Origin of the sequence: Desulfomonile tiedjei DSM 6799 (assembly GCF_000266945.1) — a bacterium.
In the GTDB taxonomy this organism is placed as follows: domain Bacteria; phylum Desulfobacterota; class Desulfomonilia; order Desulfomonilales; family Desulfomonilaceae; genus Desulfomonile; species Desulfomonile tiedjei.
In genome coordinates this window covers 2,488,387-2,505,354 of record NC_018025.1, presented here as the reverse complement: position 1 = coordinate 2,505,354, position 16,968 = coordinate 2,488,387, and the positions used below count along the sequence as shown (strand labels likewise).

The window sequence follows — 16,968 nt, the reverse complement described above, 5'->3', positions numbered from 1 at the left end:
CGTATTACCTGATACAAGATTGCTGACATACCTCTGTTTAGCACAGGAGATATATTCGGTCCATAGATAGGAGACAGCAGATTTCCGGATTCACAAGGTCGCTCATTCTCGGTTTTCTTTGCACGCTTCTCAGCGGTTTGCCGACTCTTGCCCAGGATGATGTTGATCCGCAAGAACTCGTCGGTCGAGCGCAGCGGGCTTTTTCCGAGGGATCTTACAGGGAATCGCTGGATCTCTACTCCAGAGCGCTCAACAAAAACCCTTCTCAGAGTTCCTTGTATGCAGAACGCGGCGAAGTTTTCGAGATGCTGAATCAGCCTCAGAAAGCAATCGACGATTACAGGAAGGCCTTGCATTTCGATCCATCTAACCGGGACGCAATGAAAAGACTCGCGGGAATGTACGAGCAGAAACCCGCGACCTTCGCGGAGGCCCTTCAGCTCTACCGCAGAGCCCTGAATGGGGAAACAAACACTGAGTCAAAGAATCAATTACTCACCTCGATAGCAATTCTTCAAAATCGGCTCCAGCCTGAAGATGCGTCTGCCGTACGGTGCTGGCATTTGGGCAATCAGGCTGTATTGCGGGGAGACTACACCGCTGCGGAATCTCTTTACACGAAAGCCATAGCTCTCGATCCCATGATGTTCCAGGCCTACTACAGCAGGGGCTTACTCAATTCCAAAGCAGATCGATTTGCAGAGGCCCTTGGAGATTTCGAGCAGACAGTCAGGATTTCTCCCACATTGAGAGGAGCGTACGTACAGAAAGGCCTTGCGAATTTGAGGCTTGGGAATGCGGAAGCCGCTCGCCGGGATTTTGAGGAAGCGGCTCGAGTCGATCCGCGCGATCCCAATGCGCTCTACCATTTCGCTGTGGTGCTCGAAGAACGTCAGGACTACGATGCAGCCCTGGAAAAGTGCCATGAGGCGTTGGGACGGCGTCCCGATCACGAACTCAGAAAATCGATCCAGGAAAAGATTTCGCGCCTGGAACTCAGACGGCGATCTCAACCTGCAAGTAAGAGAACACGGCATCCAAGGGCTCTCTGGTGAGCGCTGGACCGAGAAATTGCAGGTGGAGAAGTCCCGCGTAACCGAATGATTGCCGTTTGGAGCAAATCGCTGTTGACTTGGGATACGAATCCATATAGATTGATGGTTTATGGAGGGCGTAGCTCAGTTGGCAGAGCACAGGGTTGTGGCCCCTGTGGCCGCGGGTTCGAGTCCCGCCGCTCTCCCCATATGAAAATACCGCAAGAAACGAGTTTGCGCTTCTTGCGTATATCTTAGTGCTTACCGCCTTGCGCCCGTAGCTCAGTTGGATAGAGCGCCGGACTTCGAATCCGTAGGTCGCAGGTTCGAGTCCTGCCGGGCGCGCCAGAGACCCTCAAGGATTCAGGACAACTCTGAGTCCTTTTTTAATCAGCGATAACCTATCGATAACCACTGTCGGAACAAGACTTTTTCACCACGCGCAGGCAACGCTGAAAGAGGCATGCGTACGTGCCTCTTTCAGCGTGTGATTCTTTATTTCTCTTTCTTGCCTTGGCCCCATACGCCGGGACATTCGCTACAATCCTGCACCACAATGCCTTTTTTAAGTGCGCAATTGTCCTTCCTGGTCTTGAGGCATTGGCCGTCCTGCAAACAGCAGTTGATATGAGGTCTCGCCAATCCTTCGTCAGCTACGTCCCGCGCTTGTACAGTTCCCGAAACGAATATTGCCATTACAACTAACGACACCACAATGATGCCTGCGACTAAGAAATGCTTTATCATGATTTTCTCCCCTTCTTGCTAAATTAGCTAACATTTTCAGCTTGCGTTCAAGTATTCACGTTTTCTATCTCAGATGCAGTTCTTTCAATAAAGTCTAATTCATTACTAAAAAATGTAGCTTCTAAGATCTTTAGGTCAAGATCAAAAGCGATTAGTTTCCTGATTATGAATGGTTTCTTGACCGAAGATTCTTTTCGTCCGGTGACGCGGGAAACCGGCCCAAGAATTGTATTCAATATTAGAGTTGATTGTAAACCGGTGGGAAAACCGCCTCAAATGCGGATTCGTCAACAACCATTCACCTGGAGGAAGCTGAGATGGGAATGGGACCATGGATGAACGATCTCTGGATGCACGGATGGTTTGGAATGTGGATCTGGCCTCTTCTTGTCATAGTACTGATAGTACTGCTTGTTCTGAACCTTGGGAAAGGCTATTCCAGTCGAAATCCTCGCGGCTTTGAAACAGATACTCATACGCCTTCGGAAACCGCCCTGGACGTTCTCAAGAAACGCTACGCAAAAGGGGAAATCAGCAAAGAAGAATTCGGATGAAACAAGACATATTGTCTTAGATTTATTATTGAACTTCATTAGACTTGATTTGACGACGTGTCACGATCCGAGCGGGTTCAATCTCCGGGCGTTCACGAGTCCTCATCGGAAACTCCACGCCGGTTGATTGGATAATTGCCTGTTTTCCCAACGAAAGGGAGCGCCAGTATTCCAAGCAAAGTAAGACGGGATGGGTCTCTGAACTGATTCAACCCTATTGTCATGCCTTCATGTCCTAGCCTTGGCTGGTCCCTATACGTTCCCATGAGTCGGTCCCACCACGGCAAATTGAAGCCGAAATTGCTGTTTGTCTCGAAGGGAAACACGGAATGGTGAACCCGGTGCATATCCGGGGTAACCACGAAAAGCCGCAACACTCGATCGATCCCAAGAGGAAGACGGACGTTAGCGTGGTTAAACATGGATGTTGCATTCAGGAGAACCTCGAAAATGATTACAGATACTGCGGGCGCTCCGATGAGGACAACAGATGCCATCTTGATGAGCATGGAAAGCACGATTTCGATTGGGTGAAAACGAGAGCCTGTGGTGAAATCAAAGTCCATATCGGCATGGTGCATCATGTGCAATCGCCAGAAGATCGGAGTTGCATGAAACAATACGTGCTGGAGATAAATCACGAAGTCGAGAATGACGACCGACAAGACAACAGCCATCCAGTACGGAACAGCGACATTGTTAAACAAGCCCCAAGATCTTTGAGCCGCAATGACTGCCATGCCCACCGCTGCGACAGGAAACAGAAGTCTCACCAGGACGGTATTTATGGCCACTATTCCAATGTTGGCGAACCAGCGGGAAGCTTTGGATGTGAGGAGACGGCGCCGTGGTGCGACAAGTTCTGCCAAGGCCATTCCGAAAAATATCCCCAGGAACGCTCCAAGCCTTATGAACGGCTCGTTCTCTATAATGAGCATGTTCATTTTCTGCCACTACTTTCCGCAGACAGCCCGATCATGTCTTATGGAAACGCATTGCCACAAACCCGCCTCCCTCATTGATGCCTTCCTCTAAGATAGACGAAGGCTCTTCACCCGGGGGAGTCGAAAGGCAACTGACAGCTCTGTCAAATGAGAATCTTGCCTCGGCACAGATACGAATGACTTGTCCGCACGTATAGAAAATTGCCTTGGAATATAAACGATGACCTTCGCTCCCTTTTCTCATGTACAATCGTCCCCAGGCACTCTCAGCAGGCATTATTCCCAGGACCAATATGCCGGTGTGGCGCAAGACCCGACGGCACTCCGACAACGTTCTCTCGGGATCGATTAAGAAACAGAGCGTCGTTACCATGAGAACTCCGTCGAATGTCTCATCCCGATAAGGCAAGTCTTCGCCGATGCCTCGAACGACGTAAATACCACGCCGCGCTGCAATGCTCAGCATTTCCTGCGATGGGTCTACCCCTTCGGAGATGCCCAGGGATGATGCGAAGCGGCCAGTACCCACACCGACTTCCAACCATAGATCCTTATCAGTTGGAATCAGCTTTCGCAGACAATTCTTCTCAATTTCAAAGATCGCTTTTCCCCCACGGGATTCAAACCACAGATCGTATCGGTCAGCGTCCACATCAAACAGACTTGGCTTTCTATTTTGCATTGCTAACCTGAGCAAATCGACGCCTTTCGTCTATTCGACTGCACAATGCACAGGGATTCCGTAACAGAGAAACTGCTCTCTCAATCACTTCTTTGTGATATTCTGCTCTCCAATCGCCATATAAACTGCTTTGCAAGTGGGCGAAACGCCGCCCTTGTGCCCTCCGGGATTCCGTGCGCCGTCAGAATCCTTCAGAGTACTCGCATACCCCGATGCATCGAGCAAGTCTGAGATTTCATCTTTTTCAGACAGAATATAAAATAATGTGGAACCGTAAGGATCTTTGACAATTTTCTCAGGGAGAGAACCCAAATCCTTGGGAGAGACCAGCCTGCCTGAAGCGGGAGCAGCTATGTATTTGAGCTTGGAGGTGAGTACCAGAATGACTGTCTCACCCTTGCTTACTTCACTGCCGTCTTCTACAAGAAGTTCGACTTCCCGCACCGTTCCCCCCATGAGAACGGTCGGTTCGGTGATGCCGACGGCCAGCTTTGCTGTATCCTCTCTCTTGATCCATAAGCCTTCGGCTGGATCGTATGAACGGTCATCAGGCAGTACGAGTTCTCGGCCAAGGAAGTTCTCAAATCTTACACCCATGTTTCTCTCCATTTGCGATAATTTCTACGCTGCCCGCGATAGGTCCTCGTCGCCGACATGCAGACACTTTTGAGGACATTTCACGACGCAGAGTTTGCACTTGAGGCAATCCCAGTCTGCCACAATACCTGAAATCCTGTAAGAATGCGGCGCGATCCCAAGAGGGCAGACTCTTTCACAAAGTTTGCATTCAGTGCAGTTCTCATCGATATGCAAAGGATATCGGTTAGTGCCAGCCCATTTTGCCATAGTTCCAACAGGACAGAAAGCGCACCAACTTCTCGGCTTGAAGGCTATGCCTACGAATACCCCTGCGACTGTGGTGATGGTAAGGAACATTATAAAGAACCCGCCGATTTTTACCGGATCGGGCCAGAGTTGGTAAATGCGAGTTGAAAATACTGCCATCATGATTCCCATCATGGATAACCGGAACGGAAGACGTCTCATGAATCCGGGTAGGGATGTCTTTCTACTGACAGGATCGAGACATTGATTCAAGAAACTCCCTCTCGGACACCACCAGTCACACCAACGACGTCCCCACACAAAGGCCGGCAGTATTGCTCCCGCCATGCAGAGAGGGACGAAATAGCCAAACCACGGAAAAATCCAGCCGACAGCCAGGATTGTAATGAAAACCATTGTCGTGATCCAGCTCAATTCGTTCCTGGCCGAGACAAAACCTTCCGCTCGATTTTTCCTCGTCATCTTTTCTGAAGACATTCACACACTCCTTTTTTCAAATGCTCGATCACGTTGAGACTGGCGGCTCCACAGATCAGCGCTCATCTCATAAGACCTCTTACAGAAATTTCCATCTGCCCGAATCCCTTTATGGATTCTGTCGTTAATCTTGCATTCTATTCGGGGCAGAATGTCGCATCGGTGTCATCTGAATAAACGATCGATAATCCCTTTCTTCTCCGGTTCGAGTGGGGGCATTCCAAGCTGTTTTCTGATCTCGTTCGCGACCTTCTCCTCAGTTACATCCGATCCCTCGGCCACAATCTCCTCACCGATCATGATTGCCGGAGCGCACGGTAGATCCGTATCTGCCCATTCATCAGTCCGATATTCAGCGAAAGGTTTTGATGTGGTCTCGATCTCAATCGGGTACTCTGCGCCCAACCTGGACGCCATTTCTTTGAAGTGTCTTCAAGGCTTGCCATTGGGTTCATTCAGAAAAAAGTGCACTTTCAGCATGATTCTTTCTCCTTGTTCTTGCCGATTCTCACGAACCGGATTTGGACAATTGCTTCAGTTGGGTCATCCTGCTCAAGAATTGATCCGCGGGGATGAAGTCAACCAGGCGCAGGTCTGCACGCTCTCGGCCGTTTGCGTCGAAGAAAACGACCGTCGGAACTCCTTTGACCGAATACTTCTCCACGAGTTTTTCATAGCGCGGGTCGGCGTTCGTGGTCAGGTCAACCTTAATCATGATGAAATGAGTTTGAGCTTGTCTCACGACTTCCGGATCGCGAAAGGTGACATCTTCCAGTTCACGACACGGCGTGCACCATGTGGCTGAAAAGTCTACGATCACCGGTTTGTTGGATTTTCGGGCCTGTTCCAAAGCTTCATCGGAATACGGCTGCCACGAGACCCCAGGGCCGATCATAAGCCACGAACCGATGAGAAAGACACCAACAACAAGACCGGCAACCCCGACAACGTTCCGCACTACACCGAATCCCCTGAAACCTCCTCGGGTAGTGTCGATCCATCCCAGATGCAATCCTGCGGCCAGGGCTACTGCCGCTAAAACAATAACGGCAACTGGGGATGGCAACAGCGGTTTGACAAAATATGCGGCCATGCCCACGAGCACCCATCCCATCAGTTTTCTCACCCAGAGCATCCACTCACCCGAACCGGGCAACTTTTCCAGGCTTCCAGAAAACATCGCCAGGACGAAAAGCGGAACCCCCAAACCCAAACTCAAGGTAAAGAAGATGAGAAAACCCAACCAGGGGCTGCCCATGCTTGCGACCCAGGTAAGCAACCCGAGTACAAAAGGGCCCAGACACGGAGCTGCCACCACACCAAGAGTCAACCCCATGAACAGGGTACCGAAATACCCTGCATAGGACCTGGATGCGGCACTTGTAAGGCCCTGCGGGAGTTGCAGTTCCCAGAATCCGAAAAGACTCGTCGCGAAGAAAACCAAAACGCCGGCCACGACCAAAAGCACAATAGGATTCTGCAGCGCCGACCCCATGAGGCTGCCTGTGAGAGCCGCCACAACCCCCAACACCGAGTTTGTCAGAGACAGACCACCCAAATATAATAAGCCGTGAACGGCCAGTTTCCCGCGTCCCTGGCTACTCCGGCCCCCAAAATATGAGACTGTTATGGGGATCAGGGGATAAACACAAGGAGTTAAGTTGAGAGCCAGCCCACCTGCGAAGACCCCCAACAACGTCCACAACATCGCCCAACCATACAGGGGCCCGGCATTTGGAGGTTCAGATACGGCCTTTGCCCGATCCGCAGGAATACTTTCAACGGGAAGACCGGCAGCCTTCCAATCGGGAAAACCTCTTGGGTCACGATATACGTTTTTGTAACCGAGTTGCACCGCTACACGAGCGGCTGAGTCGCTGCGGACTCAGGTGAGGCCCGCTCAGTAGAAGATGATGAGACGATTCTTGTCAGGCCCGAGCGCTTCCGCCAGTTTTCCCTTCTTCTGCCATCTGGACCACGCAGTGGGTTCCATTGGGAAATTGACTGCACCTTTAATGTGGCCCATTGCAAATTCCCAATCCTGGCGTGTATCCACCAACAGAATGTTCCGGGAATCCGTTTCATATTTTTGTTTTAATTCATCGGTATTTATGAGCCGGTAGCCGCCTTCCCCGGCTTCAGCGACTACATCGTCCCAGGTTGATTCCTTTGGTGTCACTGCTCTATTTGTGAACCAGAGAACTCCCACCGTAACCATGATGGCCAGGAAGGGGAGCCAAAGTCTTTTCCAGTTCACCTCAATTGCCATGTAGTCCTCCCGTTATTAATGAACGCTTTTGGCATACAAATGATGTGACATTTTCTCTTCTGACATTGCTATATCCAGAGGTACAAACTCGCCGTCGATGAAGACGCTGGTAGCGCCTTTCAATTTGTATTGTTCGGCCTCCTTTGAGTCTGTCAGATGAATCTGCAAGTCGATTTGATCACCAAAACGGTCTTTCATTTTTTTCGCTACCACCGTAGCTGTGGCGCAACTCTTTCAGCCTGGCCTTCCCGAGTGAAAAACCACCAGTTTCAACATTACGCCTTCTCCTTTCGTAATCTAATGACCGAAATAGATGAGAAAGATCTAAATCTTTCCGTCTCTTTTGAGTTTGGTAACAAGGAACATTGCCCCGGATTCCGATACACCAAGATCTCTGGAAAGGTTTTCAGGAGTAATAGCTCCCTGCCGTTTGATCATCGTTACTGCCTCGTTTTCCAATTCTTCCAGCCAGTCCTCGAACAGCACAAGTATCTCCGGGTGAGCCACCGAGCGTAACTGCTCGGACTGACTGAATTTGTCCACTAGACTCCGACACATTGCAGTTGGATCGACACCTTCGTCCATGCAGGTGGCCAGTCACAAATGGACGAGGCCGGTGATCTTGTCCTGGCCCCCATCTCCAATCAACTTGGTGAGAAAATCCCGAAGCGCTTCTTCGCCCAGCAGAGAAAAGAGTCCTTTCGCTGCATCCGCCAGTTCTGTTGCCGCTTCATGCGGATCCATCGTTTCGACAAGTTCCTGAATTTTGCCCTTGCTCATGTATTCTTCTCCAAAGGCTAAAATGTATCTCTTTGCGACAGCAGGTCTGTTGCCAGGTGCGCTAGCTGTCGCACTATATCTATGATTCTCTCGTCAGCGATCTCGTAGTACACAAAAAGGCCTTTACGCTCCACTTTAACCAGGAGACAGTGCCTCAACTCTTTGAGATGATGTGACACGAGAGGCTGAGACAAGCCCAGTTCCTCAACTATTGTGGAGACAGTCTTTCTGCCATTGCACAGAGACAAGAGGATTCTGAGACGGTTTTCATCGGACAGACTTTTTCCCACAAATGCGACCACGCCTAGGCTACCGTTCAATTCCAGGGATTTGTCTCTTTCCTTGGGGGGCACTTTTTCACTTCTCCCATCGGCATCAATATATCAATCATCATTGATATATTGATGCCATCTTCAGCCTTAACTGTCAAGGCCATTTTTCAAATGGATTGGAACATTCAGAGCGCGGGGCCCCAAAACTTTCCGGAAGTCGAGTTTCGAAAGCCTCCCCTGTCCGAAGACAGTCAGGTACCGCGGCTCGGACGAATGGAACTAAGGGTGAAATGAATTTGATGTGCATCCGAAAAGGAAATGTGTGAACGTGAATTGGCAGTGCTGGATTAATCGGGAAATGCGACAGAAGATCCATGCAAAATCGAAGATGCAATCTTCTCAGAAGGAGCCCTGTTGGGCTCGACAGCAAAGACGGCAGTGTCAACGCAAGAATCTTTGCCTCTGCAAGAACATGTCGTTGCTGTTATGGTCCGCGGAGACTCTTGCACTGCATTCGACTCAGAACAGACCTGATCATAGTCGCGACCTCAGTCCATTCGGGTATCTATATGGATCAATGAAAAGGCTCTGTACGTGTCATTGAAATAGTCTGTTTCGATCAGACAGCTCGATGTGATATCGAGCTGAGATCGGTCCTGCACATACTTCTCGTAATGAGATCGGCATTAAATCACAAAATTCCCCGAGGGCTAATCCTCACGAAGCCATCCCAGCTAACACTTGGAATCAAGTAAAATATCCAATAATATATCTCACGCCGACTCCCGTTATAACGATAGCCAGAGCCGGTCGAATGATTGCGGCCGGGACATGCTTTTGGCAGGAGGCTCCTAAATACATTCCAGCGAAACCACCAATGCCGAACAGAAAGCCCAAAAGCCAATCCGGTCGGACAGATTGACCCGGTAGAGCCACGTATGGACCAAAAAGCTCATAAAATATGACTCCCCCGATGGATGTGACACAGGTTCCCATGAGCGTGGCGCCGGCAATGGTGTGAATCGGCAGTCCGAAAAAGGAAACGATGAACGGGGCTATTATCGCGCCGCCGCCAATTCCATAAACGCCCCCGATCAAACCCACTACGAGTGAAAGAGCAAAAAGTCCCAATGTATGGAAACGGAAGCATTCTCCGAAAAATTCGTACTCAGTGCAGGTAAGGGTCCATTTGGTCGTACAAATGACAGGCCGACCTGGATTTGAGCCCGCGGTTTGTACCTTTGCGTGCTGGCGCATCTTGATTTCCGCCGCCTTCTCCGATGTCTTCGTGCTTCGGTCGGCAATCAGTTGATAAAGCATACGTCCGCCGATGTAAAAGAGAACGCAGCCGGCAAACAGCTTGAATGCCTTAGGATCCGGCAGGTACCACACACGTATAAAAAGCCCGAGCACAAGTCCTGGCACAGTGCCGGCAATGATGTTCCAAGCCAAAGGCCAGTTCATCCTGCCTTCTTTGAAGTACTTGTATACTGCGCTGGGAATGCCGACGACATTGAATACCAGATTCGTTGGGGTTACTGCCGGGCTTGTGAAACCTAGTACGCTCATCTGAAAAGGCAAGATGAGAAAGGCTCCGGATATCCCGCCCATTGAAGTGAAAAAGGAAATTACCAAACCTACAAGTGGTGGAATCCAGATAGCCGTTTCAACTCCAGAAACAGGGAATATCATCTTGACCCCCAATCTGCCGGTTTATGAAGGAATGACATGCGCTTTCTCTTTATGACACTCCTTCCGGCGTTTTCTTGATTGCGAAATGCTCGTACGAATGGAAGATCAGGCTGCTGTCCAGGCTTTCAAGACACCAGCCCGATCTACAAAACCTCTAGCATGATCTGATCGTTGGCACGGGAATTTCATGAGGCCTTTCAGATGATTCGCCCTTGCCGGATGGAGCTTCTACAATCAACACAGGTCGATGAGCAGTTTTCAAAACACTTCGAGCTATGCTCCCCATGACCAGGTGCTTTACTCCAGTCCGTCCGTGCGTGCCCACTACTATCAGATCGACTGCTTTTTCATCCGCCAGAGAGACAATCTCCTGGGACGGTAAGCCGATTCTACAGAAGGTTCTCACTCCCCCTGTAATTGGTTCGCACTCCTTGGACAATGATTTGAGGCGAGCATTGGCTGTTTCTTCCGTCCGATTGAGAATTTGGCCGAGTTCCTCACCCACCCAGTCCACATAATTTGGAAATCCACTCGAATCAATCACATGAGTTATGAGCAGATTAGCTCCGAAGGCTTTTGCATAGTCCACAGCCAATTGCCGAGCGGGTTCGCTATTCTCCGAAAAATCAGTGCAGAAGAGGATTTTCTTGGGAAGCATGACACGAACCTCCTTGTGAGTTAATGCTGCTTTTGGGAGGATTCTCCTGATTTTGTTGGTGATTGACCAATAGACACGCTTTTAACTAAACTCGTGTCAATAGAATGACGCACTCTCCGATTCTTGTCAAGCGGTTTTTTTGTGTACCCCCTATTGGGCACGCCAACGTGATGTGCTAATAGTATCTATTATTAAGCATTAGATGATAATCACCCGGAAAGGTGAGAATTGAACTATGCAAAAGGGCAAAAATAAGAGATCTGATTCTTCGAATCTCATGTTTGAGCGTGCAGATTTCGGTCTCCTGAATCCCGCCCGCATCTATGCTCCAGGAGAAACCAAATGTCTCGACCCTACTGAGCTGGCGAGTTTGGAGCAGTCTTTCCGCTCATGGGCACAGGATTCACCACGAACAGATGTAAGGGCGTCCAGAAAACGGATTCTTTTGATTTTTCTCCTAATTCGTTATACAGGGGCACGGCTTAATGAAGTGTTGGCTCTTGATCTCAGCAAACATATTGACATCCCTAAACAGATTGTTCGTTTTCGAGATGCTGATGAGATCGAGACCTCGCAACGCGAAGTTCAGATTTCATCCGAGTTGATATCTGAGATTCAGGAGATAATGACCGATCTTGATTCTCAAGGAGAGGCGAATTGGTCATTAAGGGTAGACGCCGCTCATGTTAGAAGGAAGTTCTATGAACGTGCTGTGCAGTGCGGTTTTGCGCAGGACCTGGGCTCCCCGAATGCCATTCGCCGGGCGCGCGCAGTCGAGTTGATGCAGAGCAACATGCCTCTGCCGGTGGTTCAGAGAGTTCTCGGCCATTCCACTCCCAATCTCACAGCTTCTCTCGTCGATTTTTCTCAGGAAGAAGTCCGTCAGGTAGAGCGACATTTTATTGAAAAGGAAAGCAGACGGAAAACAAGCGCTCGCAACACATTCTTCGGTAAAATCAGCACAATACAGAAGGGAGACATTCAGTCCCAAGTGGAACTCGTCACCATTGGCGGAGACATTATCACCACTGTCATCACGAATAACAGTCTGAACCGGTTGGGGATCAAACAAGGCTCGTTAATTGCCGCTGAAGTAAAAGCCCCCTGGGTAATATTGCAGAAAGCTAAGACAAAACCTTCATGCACGGCCGAGAATATGCTTCACGGCACAGTGACGCAAATACTTCGCGGGAAACTCACAACCGAATTTACCGTTCGTATCCAAGACGGTACTGACTTGTGCTCCCTGGTAACAGAGGAGAGCAGGCGCAGGCTCGCTATCAACGAAGGAGATAAGGTTTGGGTTGTGTTCAACAGCTTTGCCGTAATTCTGCGTGCGGATTAGCACCGGAGATCCGATGATGTTCGCCGAAAAGCGAACAGGAACTCGGATCATCTTCGCTGGGCTTTTTCCTTCTTGATCGTTTCCCTTATGGATACTGCGGCTCCGCTTGCAAGTGAGTCCGCGGGGTTTACAATGACGCGATCTTTCTCGTCTACACCCGTGAGTACCTCAATTGTCCGGCCAAAGTCCCGGCCGAGCTTCACAGTGCGTAACTCAACCCTGCTACCATCCTTCACGACTCCGACCTGAGGTCCTTCCGGGCGAAACATGACGGTGTTCGCCGGAAGCGTCAGTGCCGATACCATCTGCGCTTCGGTAAAGCGGACCTGTGCGTAGCTTCCTGCAACAATCTCGTTTCTGGGGTTGTCTACATTGAGCTCCACCAGGAGAGTCCTCGAATCGGAAGCTATTACTCCTGCGGTCCGGACCACCTTGGCTATGAAGACCTGACCCGGCATCTCCGGAATAGTCATCTCTGCATTCTGGCCCGGATGGATGCTCCGGGCGATCGCCTGGGGCACCTGGACGAAAACCCGAAGCCTCTGAGTCTGCGCCAGATGAAACAGTTCCTTGCCTCCGGCTGCTACGATGAGGTCGCCTGAGTCGATATTGCGAACCGTTATGGTACCGGCAAAGGGAGCAAGCACGCTGGTGAAAGATTTGAGTTTTTCCAGTCGGCGGACCTCAGCACGGGCTGACTCGGTGGCCGCCTCTTTTAGCTTAAAATCAGCTTGCTTTTCCTCATTTTCCTGGTCGCTCACAACTCGTGTTTTGGAAAGGCCCGCCCAGCGAGATGAAGTGACCCTGGAAAGCTCGAGTGCTGCCTCGGCCTGGACTTGCAATGCCTTGGCCCGTTCAAGCTCCTGGTCGAGCTCCGGAGTATCGATCTCGGCCAAGAGCTGTCCAGCTTCGACGTGGTCACCAATATCCACTAATCGATTTTTGAGATAACCATTGGCACGTGCATAAATTGGCGTCTCAACCCAGGGCTTGATCTCTGCCGGAATCGGAAGACGACATCCGGATTGTCCTGGCGCGGGCGAAACAACGGTGACCGTGGGAATAGACGATTCCAGTATCTCAGCACGCAAATTGGATTGCTGACGCGAGCGCGGTATCAGGCCGGCAATCACACCAATGACAATCACCGCAATAATGATGACTGCAAGCCAGGACTTTGACGATGCCTTTCGAACAACGGTCTGCCCATGTGGCTCATTTTGCTTTGAATCCATGGCAACACCTTTTAGTCATTGATTTTCTATCAAACTGCGTTGCTCAACCGCCGAACCTACAGGTGTACGCCGGTGAAGCAAGCTAAAAACAACCGGGACAAAGAAGAGTGTGGCGAAGGTAGCGAGAACCAGCCCGCCAATTACTGCGATGCCAAGTGGAGCATTCTGCTCGCCCCCTTCTCCCAGAGCGAGCGACATTGGGAGCATGCCAATGATCATCGCAAGGGCAGTCATGAGGACTGGTCGTAGCCGCCCGACGCCTGCTTCCCAGGCTGCTTTCACAGGGTTATATCCCTGCCGGAGATTGTTTCGTGCAAAGGTGATTACGAGCACGGAATTGGCCGTTGCAACTCCAAGGCTCATGATTGCTCCCATTAATGCAGGGACGCTCAATGTCGTGAATGTGAGATAGAGTCCCCATATTACGCCTGCCATTGCGCCCGGCAAAGCCGTGATGATGATGAACGGGTCTAGCCAGCTTTGGAAGTTTACCACCAAGAGCAAGTAGACGAAGATCACTGCCATGATCAGTCCTATGCCGAGCCCCGTGAAACTTTCATGCATTGTGGCCGCCTGGCCGCGTAAAATGATGAAACTCCCCTTTGGCAACTCCTTTTTCGCCTCTTCGATTAGAGGACCGATATCCTTCAGCACGCCGCCCAAATCGCGACCACTTACGCCGCCGAACACATCGATTACGGGCATTACATTGTAGTGGGAAAAGATGGGCGCTCCTTTCCCGCGTTCCATCGACGTGAGATTAGCGAGAATCTGTGCGTCATTTTTCTCCGGACGATTTGCGCTTATCGGAATCGCCTTGAGCGCGGCAACCGAATCTATTGGATATTCAGGCACCCTAACGTTGACGAGATATTGGATGCCGTTCTTGGGGTTAAGCCAGTAATTGGGTTGTACCTGGCTGCTGCCGCTGAGACTCAAGAGTACCGAGTTGGCAACGTCGCGTTCGGTGAGTCCTATTTGTGACGCCTTGGTTCGGTCAACGGCGAAGTGAAACTCGGGCTGGTCAGCCGGTTGTTGGATACGCAGATCGACAGCACCAGGGACTCGGCGAATCTTTTCTACAAGCCGAGCAGCGACAGCCCTGCTTTTGTCACGATCGCGACCGACGATTTGGATATCGAAGGGAGCAGGTAACCCAAAGTTGATCGTCTGGTTCACAATGTCAGCCGGCAAAAAATAGAAGGTAAGCCCCGGAAATTCCCTGTTAAGACGGACACGAAGGCGACGCACGTAATCTTCAGTGCTTTTGTGACCGCGTTTCAACGAAACGAGGATGTCTGCATCGGCTGTGCCTGTGAGACCGTTATCGATATAGGCGAGCGGAATGCCGCCGGAGGGAATACCGATATTATCAAGAATGCCGGCAAGCTCCACAGACGGAATTTCCTCTCGGATCACTGCCTCGATCCGGTCTACGAACCTGGTGGTCTCTTCGATCCGTGTCCCTCCGGGTGCCCGAACGTGCAACCTGAATTGGCCCGCATCTACAGACGGAAAGAAGTTCTCGCCAAGCTGCGGAACAAGAAATAACGTACCTACGCAGAACGCCAGAAATATAATCACGAAATATATCCGATGTGCCAGCACAGCACCCAAGAGTTTCCGATAGCCATCCCGAAACCTGGAAAAGCCTCGTTCAAACCGGATTTGAGTAGCCACAAACGGTCGAAGCCAGGGCCTTACCGAGTCCGGATCGGGAGCGTGGCCGCGATACTCTATATTGCGATAAAACCACATGACCAGGGTCGGAATCAGGGTGCGAGATAGTACATAACTTGCCAGCATAGCGAATACCACTGCTTCAGCCAGGGGTACAAAAAGATAACGTGCAACTCCGGTGAGAAAGAACATTGGCACGAACACTATGCAGATGCAAAGCGTTGACACAAAAGCCGGTAAGGCGATTTCCTGGGCACCATCGAGTATTGCCTGAACGTTCGGCTTGCCTAACGCCATCTGGCGGTGAACGTTCTCAATCTCGACGGTGGCATCGTCCACGAGGATTCCAACAGCGAGCGCCAGACCGCCGAGGGTCATAAGGTTAATAGTCTCTCCGAGGGCACTGAGAACGGCAAGGGATGTCAGAACGGAAAGAGGTATCGACAGCGCTATGATGAATGTGCTGCGCCAGGAACCGAGGAAGAGCAGAATCATGATCGCCGTTAGTCCTGCAGCGATAACGCCTTCCTTTACTACACCGTTTACGGCCGCACGTACAAAAATAGACTGATCGGCAAATTCTTTCGCATCCAGCTCAGGCGGAAGATCGCTCAGGATACGCGGCATTGCCTTTTTGACGCCATCTACTACCCCAAGAGTCGATGCCAGCCCAGTCTTGAGAACAGTGATAAGAACGCCTCGCACTCCGTCCAGACGCACGATATTCTGCTGAGGTTGATAACCATCATGCACATGGGCGACATCGCCCACGCGAATCACGGCGCCATTAACCGTCTTTACCGGGAGATCGTTCAGTTCTGCTAATACGGTAGGGTTGCTGTTCAGAGACACGTCATATTCGGTGTCCCCAATTTTAGCTGAACCGCCGGGTAGAACAAAATTCTGAGCGGTAAAGGCGTTCACCACATCCTGTGGAGCCAAATTTTTCGCTTTGAGAGCAGTAAGATCGATATCTACGGCAACGACCCGCGCTTTCCCGCCCGCGGGATATGGAACGGAGGCGCCGCGGACGGTCGCAAGACCGACCTTAACGCGATTCATTGCCATGTCCTGGAGTTCCTGCTCCGAAAACTTCTTGCTTGCCAGGCTATACTGAAGGATCGGGACACTGGCTGCATTGAACTTGATAATAAAAGGCGGGGTTGCGCCTGGGGGAAGCAAACGCAAAATAGTCTGACCGCTTGCCGTGATTTGCGCTATTCCGGCGTCAACCGATGCTCCGGGTTGGAAAAATACTTTTATGACCCCCGCACCTTTGTAGGAGGTGGATTCGATGTGCTCGATATCGTTGACCAGAGTGCTGATCATGCGCTCATGGTTGTAGACAATGCGCTCCTCCATTTCTTTAGCGCTCAGACCATTATACCACCAAACAACGCTCACCACCGGTATATCGATTTCCGGGAAAATGTCAGTTGGAGTACGAAGCAAAACGAAAGGGGTCAGCAACAAGAGCACCAGAGCAGCGACCACGAACGTATAGGGCCTGCGTAATGCAAGTTTGACTATCCACACAGTTCACTTCCTGTCGAAAATTTTCCTACAAGCAGATGGGAAGAACCGATCTCCTATGCGGCAATCATCTACACAAAAGAAGACTGCCAAGATTAATATAGCTGAAGCAGGAATCCCGCGATGGCCGACAATATCTCACATCGATGCTCGCCCTGTCCCAATGGATAGACCGATATTTTAATGAAGAACCATACGCCTGAAATCCTTAAACTTCTAA

17 protein-coding genes and 2 tRNA genes are annotated in these 16,968 nt (G+C 50.6%); 5 read left to right on the top strand and 14 right to left on the bottom strand.

All coding sequences use genetic code 11. The features are described 5' to 3' along the window. Positions 1–137 precede the first annotated feature (137 nt). From DESTI_RS10455 to DESTI_RS10445, 3 genes are all read left to right on the top strand, one after another. The gene (locus DESTI_RS10455; protein WP_014809931.1) at positions 138–1,055 is read left to right on the top strand and encodes a tetratricopeptide repeat protein; all 918 of its coding nucleotides are present in this window, start codon (positions 138–140) and stop codon (positions 1,053–1,055) included. A gap of 112 nt (positions 1,056–1,167) precedes the next feature. Further along, positions 1,168–1,243, top strand: a tRNA-His gene (locus tag DESTI_RS10450). A 62-nt stretch (positions 1,244–1,305) separates the two neighbouring features. Next, positions 1,306–1,382, top strand: a tRNA-Arg gene (locus tag DESTI_RS10445). 147 nt (positions 1,383–1,529) lie between these two features. Here DESTI_RS10445 and DESTI_RS10440 read toward each other — a convergent pair. After that, complete coding sequence (locus tag DESTI_RS10440; RefSeq protein WP_014809930.1) at positions 1,530–1,781, bottom strand: hypothetical protein; 252 nt, start codon at positions 1,779–1,781, stop codon at positions 1,530–1,532. Positions 1,782–2,098: 317 nt separating this feature from the next. Between DESTI_RS10440 and DESTI_RS10435 the strand changes: the two genes are divergently transcribed. Next, positions 2,099–2,335 carry an SHOCT domain-containing protein gene (locus DESTI_RS10435; protein WP_014809929.1) on the top strand — a complete coding sequence of 79 codons (237 nt, stop codon included), beginning with the start codon at positions 2,099–2,101 and terminating at the stop codon, positions 2,333–2,335. Between the two features lie 92 nt (positions 2,336–2,427). On the opposite strand, the gene DESTI_RS10430 is transcribed toward DESTI_RS10435, so the two are convergent. From DESTI_RS10430 to DESTI_RS10370, 11 genes are all read right to left on the bottom strand, one after another. Next, complete coding sequence (locus tag DESTI_RS10430; protein ID WP_014809928.1) at positions 2,428–3,279, bottom strand: sterol desaturase family protein; 852 nt, start codon at positions 3,277–3,279, stop codon at positions 2,428–2,430. A gap of 31 nt (positions 3,280–3,310) precedes the next feature. Beyond that, positions 3,311–3,961 (bottom strand): class I SAM-dependent methyltransferase, encoded by a 651-nt coding sequence (locus DESTI_RS10425; protein ID WP_014809927.1) that lies wholly within the window; start codon positions 3,959–3,961, stop codon positions 3,311–3,313. 84 nt (positions 3,962–4,045) lie between these two features. Next, positions 4,046–4,558, bottom strand: coding sequence for a GcvH-related protein (locus DESTI_RS10420; protein WP_014809926.1), 513 nt, complete (start codon positions 4,556–4,558; stop codon positions 4,046–4,048). Between the two features lie 24 nt (positions 4,559–4,582). After that, positions 4,583–5,284, bottom strand: coding sequence for a 4Fe-4S binding protein (locus DESTI_RS10415; RefSeq protein WP_014809925.1), 702 nt, complete (start codon positions 5,282–5,284; stop codon positions 4,583–4,585). A 165-nt stretch (positions 5,285–5,449) separates the two neighbouring features. Next, positions 5,450–5,764: an NEPxGxxU motif selenoprotein TsoC gene (gene tsoC, locus DESTI_RS10410; RefSeq protein ID WP_332369931.1), complete on the bottom strand. Its 315-nt coding sequence runs from the start codon at positions 5,762–5,764 to the stop codon at positions 5,450–5,452. Between the two features lie 28 nt (positions 5,765–5,792). Continuing rightward, a complete protein-coding gene (gene tsoB, locus DESTI_RS10405) occupies positions 5,793–7,553 on the bottom strand; it encodes a rhodanese/DsbD fusion-like selenoprotein TsoB (protein WP_332113268.1) in 1,761 nt (586 codons plus the stop codon). A gap of 15 nt (positions 7,554–7,568) precedes the next feature. After that, complete coding sequence (gene tsoX / locus DESTI_RS10395) at positions 7,569–7,829, bottom strand: HSGNPxU motif (seleno)protein TsoX (protein WP_337661136.1); 261 nt, start codon at positions 7,827–7,829, stop codon at positions 7,569–7,571. 48 nt (positions 7,830–7,877) lie between these two features. Further along, positions 7,878–8,333, bottom strand: coding sequence for an LULAXC motif selenoprotein TsoA (tsoA, locus tag DESTI_RS31675; RefSeq protein ID WP_336884482.1), 456 nt, complete (start codon positions 8,331–8,333; stop codon positions 7,878–7,880). A gap of 17 nt (positions 8,334–8,350) precedes the next feature. After that, positions 8,351–8,686 (bottom strand): ArsR/SmtB-type metalloregulator TsoR, encoded by a 336-nt coding sequence (gene tsoR, locus DESTI_RS10380; RefSeq protein WP_014809919.1) that lies wholly within the window; start codon positions 8,684–8,686, stop codon positions 8,351–8,353. A gap of 666 nt (positions 8,687–9,352) precedes the next feature. After that, positions 9,353–10,297, bottom strand: coding sequence for a sulfite exporter TauE/SafE family protein (locus DESTI_RS10375; protein WP_014809918.1), 945 nt, complete (start codon positions 10,295–10,297; stop codon positions 9,353–9,355). Between the two features lie 154 nt (positions 10,298–10,451). Next, on the bottom strand, positions 10,452–10,955 hold the full coding sequence (locus tag DESTI_RS10370) for a universal stress protein (protein WP_014809917.1): 504 nt from the start codon (positions 10,953–10,955) through the stop codon (positions 10,452–10,454). Between the two features lie 235 nt (positions 10,956–11,190). On the opposite strand from DESTI_RS10370, the gene DESTI_RS10365 reads away from it, so the two are divergent. After that, the gene (locus DESTI_RS10365) at positions 11,191–12,300 is read left to right on the top strand and encodes a TOBE domain-containing protein (protein WP_014809916.1); all 1,110 of its coding nucleotides are present in this window, start codon (positions 11,191–11,193) and stop codon (positions 12,298–12,300) included. 47 nt (positions 12,301–12,347) lie between these two features. Here DESTI_RS10365 and DESTI_RS10360 read toward each other — a convergent pair whose 3' ends face one another. Together DESTI_RS10360 and DESTI_RS10355 are read right to left on the bottom strand one after the other, a co-directional pair. Further along, positions 12,348–13,535, bottom strand: a complete 1,188-nt coding sequence (locus tag DESTI_RS10360) for an efflux RND transporter periplasmic adaptor subunit (protein ID WP_014809915.1) — start codon at positions 13,533–13,535, stop codon at positions 12,348–12,350. Between the two features lie 15 nt (positions 13,536–13,550). Beyond that, positions 13,551–16,751: an efflux RND transporter permease subunit gene (locus DESTI_RS10355; RefSeq protein ID WP_014809914.1), complete on the bottom strand. Its 3,201-nt coding sequence runs from the start codon at positions 16,749–16,751 to the stop codon at positions 13,551–13,553. Positions 16,752–16,968: the final 217 nt, after the last annotated feature.

What these genes read in the sequence shown, in the direction of transcription:
- DESTI_RS10365 (WP_014809916.1), top strand. Translation starts at nt 11,191, where the DNA reads ATGCAAAAGGGCAAAAATAAGAGATCTGATTCTTCGAATCTCATGTTT.
- DESTI_RS10420 (WP_014809926.1), bottom strand. Translation starts at nt 4,558, where the DNA reads ATGGGTGTAAGATTTGAGAACTTCCTTGGCCGAGAACTCGTACTGCCT.
- DESTI_RS10425 (WP_014809927.1), bottom strand. Translation starts at nt 3,961, where the DNA reads ATGCAAAATAGAAAGCCAAGTCTGTTTGATGTGGACGCTGACCGATAC.
- DESTI_RS10440 (WP_014809930.1), bottom strand. Translation starts at nt 1,781, where the DNA reads ATGATAAAGCATTTCTTAGTCGCAGGCATCATTGTGGTGTCGTTAGTT.
- DESTI_RS10360 (WP_014809915.1), bottom strand. Translation starts at nt 13,535, where the DNA reads ATGGATTCAAAGCAAAATGAGCCACATGGGCAGACCGTTGTTCGAAAG.
- DESTI_RS10435 (WP_014809929.1), top strand. Translation starts at nt 2,099, where the DNA reads ATGGGAATGGGACCATGGATGAACGATCTCTGGATGCACGGATGGTTT.
- DESTI_RS10415 (WP_014809925.1), bottom strand. Translation starts at nt 5,284, where the DNA reads ATGTCTTCAGAAAAGATGACGAGGAAAAATCGAGCGGAAGGTTTTGTC.
- DESTI_RS10370 (WP_014809917.1), bottom strand. Translation starts at nt 10,955, where the DNA reads ATGCTTCCCAAGAAAATCCTCTTCTGCACTGATTTTTCGGAGAATAGC.
- DESTI_RS10430 (WP_014809928.1), bottom strand. Translation starts at nt 3,279, where the DNA reads ATGAACATGCTCATTATAGAGAACGAGCCGTTCATAAGGCTTGGAGCG.
- DESTI_RS10375 (WP_014809918.1), bottom strand. Translation starts at nt 10,297, where the DNA reads ATGATATTCCCTGTTTCTGGAGTTGAAACGGCTATCTGGATTCCACCA.